The organism is Erwinia sp. (genome assembly GCF_031978025.1).
Lineage (GTDB): Bacteria > Pseudomonadota > Gammaproteobacteria > Enterobacterales > Enterobacteriaceae > Erwinia.
In genome coordinates this window covers 1-9,498 of sequence record NZ_DALZCD010000167.1, presented here as the reverse complement: position 1 = coordinate 9,498, position 9,498 = coordinate 1, and the positions used below count along the sequence as shown (strand labels likewise).

Below are 9,498 nucleotides of genomic sequence, written 5' to 3'. Positions count from 1 at the left end.
TGGTTTTTCACTGACTAAATCCGGGCTATGGACGGCAGTGACCGTGGTGGGCATGACCTTTGGCATCTGGCTGTTCGGCGTGCTGGCCGATCGCTTTGCCCGCTGGAAAATCTTCCTGATTTACCAGACTGGTGCGGTGGCGATGGTGATCCTCTATGCACAACTGCGCGATCCCACGGTGATGCTATTTACCGGCGCAGTGATGGGGATGTTCGTTAACGGCATGATTGGTGGCTACGGCGCACTGATTTCTGATACCTATCCCGTGCAGGTTCGTGCGACGGCGCAGAATGTTTTATTTAATTTGGGGCGGGGTGTTGGCGGTTTTGGCCCACTGGTTATCGGGCTGCTGGCGATGCAGTTCTCCTTTACGGCGGCGATCACGCTATTGGCTCTGATCTATCTGCTGGATATTTTTGCCACGCTGTTTTTACTGCCTAAGACGCAGGGCAGTGAGGATTCGCTGGGCGCGATCGGCTAATCGGGCAAGGGAACGACCGGTACCATGCCGGGCGCACGTGCAAAATAGCGGCTGTTTTCTGGCGTGGCTGACTTACCGATACGGGAAGCCAGCAAAAACCGCCGGGTTCAACAGCCCGGCCGGGATTACCCGGCTTTACAGGCTCAGGCTTTATCGGCGGGTTAGCTGCCAGCCTTTCTGCCGCCACAGCTCGGGCAACTGCGCCATATCCTCAAAAGACGTGACCAGCGGATGATCCAGCGGCTTATTGTGGGCATCCGCGCAGTAGTAGAACACCGGGATGCCCGCCGCGATGCCAGCTTTGGCGCCCGCTTCGGAATCATCTACAAGGATGCACTGCTCCAGCGGGATGCCCATCTGTTCTGCCGCATACGCCATCAGCGCCGGATCGGGCTTCCAGCGTGAAATTGTATAGCCGCTGTACAACCGGTCATCAAAATAGTCGAGCATGCCGGTCAGCCCCAGTGAATGCTGCATTTTCGGTACGGTGCCATTCGAGACCACGCACATGGGCACGTTAATCTGCTCCAACAGAGCTTTTGCACCCGCAACAGGTTGTAGCTGTTCCTCAAAAAGGCGTGCTACTTCCTGGCGGTAAGCCGGTTCCAGCTCTTCGACGCTGGCACTGAGATCGTAAGCGGCGGTTACATCGGCAATAATGTCATAGAGCTTTACACCCTTATACTTTTCAAACATTTCCTGCAGGGATAGCCCGACACCATAGCGTGCAAACGTATTGACGTAAGCCTGGGTACAGAGCAGCTCGCTATCCACCAGCGTGCCGTCACAGTCAAAAAAGATACAGCTAACAGACATGGGTTCATCCTTAACGAAGGGGCGTGCTTTTACTTTACCCGCCGAAAGGGAAAACGCGACCGGAAAGATGAAATTTCCGTTAACGGCAGTGAACGCAGGGTTAACCAGGCGCAATCGGTTGCGAAAAAACCCTGATGCCGTCTGGCAAATTAAAATTTATCGTTTAGGATAGCCGACGATAACTTTTCTCCGTTTTGGAATCTTATATGAACAACTCAGGTCTACTGCAGCGGATCTTCAAACTACAGGAACACGGCACGACGGTGCGAACGGAAGTGATTGCCGGTTTTACCACCTTCCTGACCATGGTCTATATCGTTTTCGTGAATCCGCAGATCCTCGGCGTAGCCGGCATGAATACGCAAGCGGTATTCGTGACGACCTGCCTGATCGCCGCCGGAGGCAGTATTCTGATGGGGCTTGTCGCCAACCTGCCGGTAGCGCTCGCCCCCGCCATGGGCCTGAATGCCTTTTTTGCTTTTGTCGTGGTCGGCGCGATGGGTGTTTCCTGGCAGACCGGCATGGGCGCTATCTTCTGGGGTGCCGTAGGGCTGCTGCTGCTGACCATTTTCCGGGTGCGCTACTGGATGATTTCCAATATTCCGGTCAGCCTGCGCGTGGGCATTACCGCCGGTATCGGCCTGTTTATCGCGATGATTGGTCTGAAGAATGCCGGTATCGTGGTGGCGAACAAAGAGACGCTGGTGGCCGTAGGGGATTTAACCTCGCATAGCGTGCTGCTTGGGGCTTTAGGCTTCTTTATTATCGCCGTGCTGGCCTCGCGCAATATTCATATTGCGGTGCTGGTTTCTATTGTGGTTACCACGCTGATCGGTCTGGCACTGGGTGACGTGAAGTTCAACGGCGTGTTTTCTATGCCTGCGGGGATGACGTCCATTCTGGGCGAGGTCGACCTTAAAGGTTCGCTGAATATCGGCATGGCGGGGATTATCTTCTCCTTTATGCTGGTAAACCTGTTTGACTCTTCCGGCACGCTGATTGGCGTGACGGACAAAGCCGGGCTGACCGACGAAAAAGGCACGTTTCCACGCATGAAACAGGCGCTTTACGTTGACAGTATCAGTTCGGTTGCAGGCGCTTATATCGGCACCTCTTCCGTTACCGCCTATATTGAAAGCTCTTCCGGCGTTTCTATTGGTGGACGCACCGGGCTGGTGGCCGTTGTGACAGGCTTGCTGTTCCTGCTGGTGATGTTCCTGTCGCCGCTGGCGGGCATGGTGCCTGCTTATGCCGCGGCTGGCGCGCTGATTTATGTGGGCGTGCTGATGACTTCCAGCCTGGCGCGCGTGAAGTGGGACGATCTGACCGAGGCGGTTCCGGCCTTTGTCACCACCGTAATGATGCCTTTCAGTTTTTCCATTACCGAGGGTATTGCGCTGGGCTTTATTTCTTACTGCGTGATGAAACTGGGCACCGGCCGCTGGCGCGAAATTTCGCCGTGCGTCATCGTGGTGGCCATCCTGTTCGTGTTAAAAATCGTCTTTATCGACGCGCACTGATCTGAACGGGCCGCTGGCCCGTTTTTTTTGGCTGGGCTAAAGCGTCATGGCTTTTCCCGGCGGCAGGCTGACCAGTCGGAGCGCTCGCGACCCTGTCGTGTGCCCACCTGCCGGGACAGTCTGCAACCCTTTCCAGCCCGCATCGTCCACTTCCCACAGCGAGAGCCGGTCACAACCATGAGAATGGGCGCAGGACCAGATAATCAGCGGTTCCACATCGGAAAAGGCTTCTATTTGCGGCTGCAGAAGCGAACGTAATCGTCCGGCAGCAGGATGTAGCCTTAACGACTCTTTTTCCGGGTTATCGGTTAGTTTCAGTATGCTTTGACGTATCGTCCAGAGCTGGGTTGCTGCCTCGTCCGGATCGGTTTGTGCCTGAACCCAGGCCTTTTCAGCCGGCGAAATTTCACGCGAATACTGTTCCAGTGCCTGTCGGCTGTGCGCGCGCACTATCTCCATGTCTAACCCGACACCGCCATCCTCCCCGGCCAGCAGGACGCCAACAATATTGCTCGCATAGGCGATGCTAAAATCGGGCAGCTGTGGATCGGCAAAGTGGGGACGCCCGTTTGGTGACAGCCGAATTTCAGGCAGTGGCGCAATACCATAAAGGTGCAGCAGCATTTCCGCCAGCAGCATGCGGGCCGTCAGGAAGCGCGTTTGCCGTCTTTCCGGCAATTTTCTGGCGCTCTCTATTGTCTGTTGAGAAAGTTGGCGCTGCGGGGGAGAAATATCTGTCAGGATCCAGCGTGCAAAATGGCTGCCCATCTGTCGCTCCGTGAAAAAAGAGTGAACGCTCTTTATTATTGTAAGAAATTTACTGGCAAATGACAGATAATTTTAGCCATTTCCCACTAAAGCAGGATAAATATTAACGGTGGAAAGACCGAGTTCGAGAATGAATTTTATTAATTTTTAATGTATTTATTAGTCTGTTTTAATTTGAATGCTTCCCTGTAATATTACTTTGTCCGAGCTGGAAGAGATCACACCTTACTCTTAATAATAGTGTAAGGTGTCAATAAATCTGAAAAGCTATTTTTAATTATAAATTGAAGTTGATCCCTGGAAGGGGAATAGTGTAACTTTCTCTGCCACTCATGGGTGATGGATTTTATTAATTATTAATAATGTTAGGGAAAACAAACCGTTATTTTGCAGGGAAGCGGTTCAATATTTGCAGACGAAATGGTTGGGGAAAGCTTTGCTAACCTCCGCCTGTCCGGCCTGGGCCGTCGCTCTGGCGTCGATACTGTTTTTTACTCTGCTACTGACCTTTATCCTTTACGGCACGTTCACGATTAACGTTAACGGTGAAATCATCTCATTACCGCACGCTATCACCCTGTTTGCACCACAGCAGGGGATTATTACTAAAGCCTGGGCTGAAAATGGCCAGCGCGTAAAAAAGGGCGATCGCCTTTATCAAATTGATGTCAGTCGCATTAGCTCAACCGGTAATGTCAGCGCGCGTTCAGTCGAAGCGATTAATCAGCAGATTACGCTATCGGAAACGATTATTTCCCGGCTTCAAAACAAAGCGATCGCGCTAAAGAATTTGCAGCATCAGTTGGAACAGTACCGTGTAGCCCATCAAAAATCACAGAAGCTGATTTATGATGCCGCAAAGGGCCTGAAGGAAATGCGGAAAAGCATGACGAATTACGGTGACTATTTATGTAAGGGACTCATTAGCAAAGAGCAGTTTGCGAACCAGCGCTACTTTTTTATCAGCAGCAGAACGCCTGGCAAAGCCTGAACACCCAGGCAATCCAGGCGTCTTTGCAAATCAGTAAGCTGGAAAGCGAATCGATCACCAAAGGCATTGAGCATGATAACCAGATTTCGCAGTATCAGGCGCAGCGATCTGATGCGTCAGCTCGCAGAAGGAGATGCCAGCGGCACACTGTTGATCCTCGCCCCAGTGAGGGCAAAATCGAAAATATGAGCGTGACGGAAGGGCTGATGGTGGGCGCTGGCGACAGTCTGGCCCAACTAACGCCTGCCAGCAGCACCCGTTACTACCTGATGCTGTGGCTACCCAAAATACTACCAGTCTGCCCTATATCTATCCTGGCGACGCCATTAACTTGCGCTATGAACCCTTTCCCTACGAGAAGGATGATCAGTTTCCGGGCCGTATCCTGTCTGTTTCTAATGTGCCCGCCTCTTATCAGGAGATGGGCAAATACAACACGCTTCCTCGTACTGACGGCGTGATTGAACCTTATTACAAGGTCATCGTCGCGCTTGAAGAGAGCCGGTTCATTGACCACGGCAGGCCGCTGGCGCTTTCCGGTGGGCAGAAGCAGCGCCTGTTGATTGCGCGGGCCTTATACCGACGGCCCAATATCCTGTTTCTGGATGAAGCGACCAGCCATCTGGATCTGGCTAACGAGGCGCATATCAACGCCTCCGTAGCGGCGCTGAACATCACCCGCATCTTTATCGCACTCCGGCCTTCAACTATCGCCAGCGCGGACAGGGTGATTGAACTGTAAAATCGCGCCCTGTGGGAAAGCAGGGCGCGGGAACCTTTACTTGCCGATACAAAAACTGGAGAAAATGCGTCCCAGCAGATCGTCGGAGGTAAACTCGCCGGTGATTTCGCTCAACGCCTGCTGCGCGACGCGCAGCTCTTCTGCCAGCAGCTCGCCCGCTTTCGCGCCCAGCAGCTGCTCTTTCCCCTGAAGTAAGTGAACGGCCGCTAACTCCAGTGCCTGAAGATGGCGACGGCGCGCCAGGAAGCCGCCTTCGGTATTGCCTGCAAAGCCCATCGTTTCTTTAAGGTGCTCGCGCAGAACCTCAATGCCTTCACCGGTACGCGCGGAAAGGCGAATAAGTGAGTGATCGTTCACTTGCGTTAGCCCCAGCGTTTCGCCCGTGACATCCGCTTTATTGCGCACCACGGTAATCGGCAGGCTGGCCGGCAGACGAGCAATAAAGTCCGGCCAGATTTCCGCCGGTTCCGTCGCGCCCGTGGTGGTGCCGTCAACCATAAACAGCACGCGGTCGGCCTGCTCGATTTCATGCCAGGCACGCTCAATACCGATCCTTTCTACCTCATCGCTGGCTTCGCGCAGGCCGGCGGTATCGATAATATGCAGCGGCATACCGTCGATATGAATATGTTCACGCAGCACGTCGCGCGTGGTGCCGGCAATATCGGTGACGATAGCAGCTTCGCGCCCCGCCAGCGCGTTCAGCAGGCTCGATTTCCCGGCGTTGGGGCGGCCCGCAATGACCACTTTCATGCCTTCACGCAGCAGGCTGCCCTGACGCGCCTCGGCGCGTACGCCGTCCAGGTCGGCTATCACCTGATTCAGCTGGGCTTCGATTCTGCCGTCTGACAGGAAGTCTATTTCCTCATCCGGAAAATCAATCGCCGCTTCTACATAGATTCGCAGGTGAGTAAGTGCTTCCACAAGCGTGTTAACGCGCAGCGAAAAAGCGCCCTGGAGGGAGTTCAGCGCCGAACGAGCTGCCTGTTCCGAACTGGCATCAATCAGATCGGCAATAGCCTCTGCCTGCGCCAGATCGAGCTTGTCGTTCAGGAAGGCGCGCTCGGAAAACTCGCCGGGGCGAGCGATACGCACGCCAGGAATAGCCACAATGCGCTTCAGCAGCAGATCCAGAATGACCGGGCCGCCGTGGCCTTGCAGCTCCAGCACGTCTTCGCCGGTAAAAGAATTCGGGCCGGGAAACCACAGCGCAATTCCCTGATCCAGCGTGGCGTTATCGGCGTCACGAAAGGGCAGATAGTCGGCGTAGCGGGGCTTCGGCAGTTTGCCCAACAGCGCGTGGGCCACCTCGGTGGCTTTCGGGCCGGAAACGCGCAGAATACCCACGCCACCGCGGCCTGGCGGCGTCGCCTGGGCGACGATAGTCTCGCTATGACTCATGTTCGACTCTCTTTTTAAGACAAAAAAATAAGGCGGTCTGTTGACCGCCTTATGATAACGATTGTCCGCGCCGTTGGCGACGGCAGGTCGTTTACGCTTTTTTCTTGTCGCGGCTGTGCAGACCGCGTTTTTCCAGCCCGCGGTAAATCAGCTGCTGCTGCAGAATGGTCACCAGGTTGCTGACGATGTAGTACAGCACCAGACCAGACGGGAACCACAGGAAGAACACGGTGAAGATGACCGGCATAAAGGTCATGATCTTCTGCTGCATCGGGTCGGTCACGGTGGTAGGCGACATTTTCTGAATGAAGAACATCGTCATGCCCATCAGGATCGGCAGGATATAGTACGGGTCCTGAGCTGAAAGGTCATGGATCCACAACGCGAACGGCGCATGACGCAGCTCGATAGAACCCATCAGCATATAGTACAGCGCCAGGAAGATCGGCATCTGGATAACCAGCGGCAGACAGCCGCCCAGCGGATTCACCTTCTCTGCTTTATACAGCGCCATCATCTCCTGACTCATGCGCTGCTTGTCTTCACCAAGACGTTCACGCATTGCCTGGATTTTCGGCTGCAGCATACGCATTTTAGCCATCGAGGTGTACTGCGCTTTGGTCAGCGGGTACATGATGCCGCGCACGATAAAGGTGATCACGATAATGGAGAAGCCCCAGTTACCGATAAAGCTGTGCAGGAATTTCAGCAGCTTAAACAGCGGCTGAGAGATAAACCACAGCCAACCGTAATCCACGGTCAGATCCAGGTGCGGAGCGATAGCCGCCATTTTATCCTGAATTTCCGGGCCAACCCACAGCGTGGCATTCAGATTCTGCTGTGCGCCTGGCGCTACGGAAACCGGCGTAGATTTGTAACCTACTGCCGCAATGCCGTTACCCAGATTGCTGGTATAGAGCGTGTTAGCCCCGTTGGTACGCGGTACCCAGGCGGTAGCGAAGTACTGCTGCAGCATCGCGACCCAACCGTTGTTGGTGTTGACGCTCAGGTTTTCGTTATCGCTGATTTTGTCGAACTTGTACTTCTCGTAGTTGCTTTCGCTGCTGGAGTAAGCCGCGCCACGGAAGGTATGCAACGCAAAATTATTGCTGCCGGTATCGCGATGCTTAGGCAGATCGATAGTCTGCTTCAGCTGACCGAACATCGCCAGTTCCAGCGGCTGCTGGGTGGTGTTGTTGATCTGGTAATCGACGTTAATGGCAAACTCGCCGCGCTTCAGCACGAACGTTTTGGTGTAGGTCGCGCCGTTTTCCGCCGTAAAGGTCATTGGAATACGCAGCTCGCTTGCGCCATCGGCCAGCTCAAAACTGTCCTGAGTCGTGGTGTAAAGCGGACGTGCGCCGTTGGCCGGGTTATCCGGGCCGTTGCGTCCGGTCAGGCCGCTCTGCGCCTGATAGAGAAAGCCTGGCGAGGTTTCCAGTAGCTGGAAAGGCTGTGAAGAACCCAGTTTGTCCGGGTAAGTCAGCAGCTGTGCCTGCTCAATATCGCCACCGCGAGTATTGATCTGTAAAGACAGGACGTCAGTCTTAACGGTGATCGTTTTGCCCTGGCCGCTGGCGGGTACACCCTGGTTTGCGGCATCACCGGCTGCTGTCGTGTTTTGTGTGGTCTGGGTTTGCTGTGGCTGCGGAGCATGGTCCGTTTGCCAGGTCTGCCAGATCATAAAAGACACGAACAGAAAAGCGATGAGAAAAAGATTGCGTTGCGAATCCATCGTTAATGTTCTCAGTTATCGTCGGTTTTTGGCGGCACCGGATCGTCGCCACCCGGGTTCAAAGGGTGGCATTTTAATACGCGTTTCATCGTCAACCAACTGCCTTTTACCACACCAAACCTGCGCAATGCCTCAATACCGTATTGCGAACAGGTTGGGTGGAAACGACAGTGGGGTCCTAAGAGCGGACTGATCGCGCGTTGATAAACGCGGATCAGCGCAATCAGGAGCCGCGAGCCAGGCGACAGTGACGACGCCACATCTTCTCCAACGCTTCCATCAGCGCAAGGTTATCCAGATCGGCCACGCCTTTTTTCGCCACCACTACAAAATCCATAGCGGGCAGGTCGTGCTGACGCAGACGAAAGCTTTCGCGGGTCAATCGCTTGATCCGGTTGCGTTCATGCGCGCGCTTAACATGTTTTTTGGCGACGGTAAGACCGATGCGGGGATGCCCCAGCGAGTTAAGGCGGCCGAGTATGGTGATTTGCGGCGTACCGGCTCTTTGTGGCTGCTGGAAGACGAAAGTGAAATGAGTGGGAGTTAACAAACGTAACTCCCTGGGAAATGCGAGCTTAACCACTCAGGGGTAAGCTTTTATTACTTAGAAACGGTCAGACGTGAACGGCCTTTAGCACGACGACGTGCCAGAACCTGACGACCATTTTTTGTTGCCATACGAGCACGGAAACCATGTGAACGGTTGCGCTTCAGTACGGACGGTTGAAAAGTGCGTTTCATGGCGATTTCTACCTAAACTTGGAAAATTTCACTTAGTGACGCGCTTGAAAGGTTCGAAAACCGACCGGCGCCTCAGTGTATCTTTAATAAAGAGGCGGGATTGTAATAATTGTACAGTCCGGAGTCAATTTACTTCGCTTTTAAAGGCGCGTCTGGTATCCCGTTCGACCGCAAAACCAGCCGGTACGGGCCAGAGCGCAACACGCCGGGGCACGAATTATACGGCCTCTGGCGTAAAGCGCAAGGATCGTTCAGGATCTTCCGCCGATCTTATTGCAAGCGCGTTGCATAAATAACGTGACG

Annotated in this window: 10 protein-coding genes and 1 pseudogene; 4 read left to right on the top strand and 7 right to left on the bottom strand. The window is 54.1% G+C overall.

Features of this window, described 5'->3' with window-relative positions:
• The coding region (locus RTK32_RS13875; RefSeq protein WP_312044905.1) for an MFS transporter at positions 1 to 481 on the top strand (481 nt) is incomplete at its 5' end.
• A 150-nt stretch (positions 482 to 631) separates the two neighbouring features.
• On the opposite strand, the gene yieH is transcribed toward RTK32_RS13875, so the two are convergent.
• On the bottom strand, positions 632 to 1,297 hold the full coding sequence (yieH, locus tag RTK32_RS13870) for a 6-phosphogluconate phosphatase (protein ID WP_312044903.1): 666 nt from the start codon (positions 1,295 to 1,297) through the stop codon (positions 632 to 634).
• A 206-nt stretch (positions 1,298 to 1,503) separates the two neighbouring features.
• Here yieH and RTK32_RS13865 point away from each other — a divergent pair, with 206 nt between their 5' ends.
• Positions 1,504 to 2,817, top strand: a complete 1,314-nt coding sequence (locus RTK32_RS13865) for an NCS2 family permease (protein WP_312044901.1) — start codon at positions 1,504 to 1,506, stop codon at positions 2,815 to 2,817.
• A gap of 36 nt (positions 2,818 to 2,853) precedes the next feature.
• Here RTK32_RS13865 and RTK32_RS13860 read toward each other — a convergent pair whose 3' ends face one another.
• Positions 2,854 to 3,585, bottom strand: coding sequence for a 4'-phosphopantetheinyl transferase superfamily protein (locus RTK32_RS13860; protein ID WP_312044899.1), 732 nt, complete (start codon positions 3,583 to 3,585; stop codon positions 2,854 to 2,856).
• Between the two features lie 436 nt (positions 3,586 to 4,021).
• Between RTK32_RS13860 and RTK32_RS13855 the strand changes: the two genes are divergently transcribed.
• Positions 4,022 to 4,576, top strand: a complete 555-nt coding sequence (locus tag RTK32_RS13855) for a biotin/lipoyl-binding protein (RefSeq protein ID WP_312044898.1) — start codon at positions 4,022 to 4,024, stop codon at positions 4,574 to 4,576.
• Positions 4,577 to 5,102: 526 nt separating this feature from the next.
• Positions 5,103 to 5,318 (top strand): annotated as a pseudogene (locus RTK32_RS13850) (ATP-binding cassette domain-containing protein); the annotation flags it as partial.
• Positions 5,319 to 5,354: 36 nt separating this feature from the next.
• Here the strand turns inward: RTK32_RS13850 and mnmE are convergent.
• The 5 genes from mnmE to rpmH form a co-directional block, all read right to left on the bottom strand.
• On the bottom strand, positions 5,355 to 6,719 hold the full coding sequence (gene mnmE / locus RTK32_RS13845) for a tRNA uridine-5-carboxymethylaminomethyl(34) synthesis GTPase MnmE (RefSeq protein WP_312044896.1): 1,365 nt from the start codon (positions 6,717 to 6,719) through the stop codon (positions 5,355 to 5,357).
• Positions 6,720 to 6,810: 91 nt separating this feature from the next.
• The gene (gene yidC, locus RTK32_RS13840; protein WP_312044894.1) at positions 6,811 to 8,454 is read right to left on the bottom strand and encodes a membrane protein insertase YidC; all 1,644 of its coding nucleotides are present in this window, start codon (positions 8,452 to 8,454) and stop codon (positions 6,811 to 6,813) included.
• An 11-nt stretch (positions 8,455 to 8,465) separates the two neighbouring features.
• Positions 8,466 to 8,714 carry a membrane protein insertion efficiency factor YidD gene (gene yidD / locus RTK32_RS13835; RefSeq protein WP_125289197.1) on the bottom strand — a complete coding sequence of 83 codons (249 nt, stop codon included), beginning with the start codon at positions 8,712 to 8,714 and terminating at the stop codon, positions 8,466 to 8,468.
• Positions 8,678 to 9,037 (bottom strand): ribonuclease P protein component, encoded by a 360-nt coding sequence (rnpA, locus tag RTK32_RS13830; protein WP_312044892.1) that lies wholly within the window; start codon positions 9,035 to 9,037, stop codon positions 8,678 to 8,680. The genes yidD and rnpA overlap by 37 nt, the downstream gene beginning before the upstream one ends.
• Positions 9,038 to 9,054: 17 nt before the next feature.
• Entirely contained in the window at positions 9,055 to 9,195 is a 141-nt protein-coding gene (rpmH, locus tag RTK32_RS13825) for a 50S ribosomal protein L34 (RefSeq protein ID WP_003849659.1), read from the bottom strand.
• Between the last annotated feature and the right edge of the window lie 303 nt (positions 9,196 to 9,498).

Coding starts and splice junctions, on each gene's coding strand:
- yieH (WP_312044903.1), bottom strand. CDS start 1,297: ATGTCTGTTAGCTGTATCTTTTTTGACTGTGACGGCACGCTGGTGGAT.
- RTK32_RS13865 (WP_312044901.1), top strand. CDS start 1,504: ATGAACAACTCAGGTCTACTGCAGCGGATCTTCAAACTACAGGAACAC.
- RTK32_RS13860 (WP_312044899.1), bottom strand. CDS start 3,585: ATGGGCAGCCATTTTGCACGCTGGATCCTGACAGATATTTCTCCCCCG.
- mnmE (WP_312044896.1), bottom strand. CDS start 6,719: ATGAGTCATAGCGAGACTATCGTCGCCCAGGCGACGCCGCCAGGCCGC.
- yidC (WP_312044894.1), bottom strand. CDS start 8,454: ATGGATTCGCAACGCAATCTTTTTCTCATCGCTTTTCTGTTCGTGTCT.
- rpmH (WP_003849659.1), bottom strand. CDS start 9,195: ATGAAACGCACTTTTCAACCGTCCGTACTGAAGCGCAACCGTTCACAT.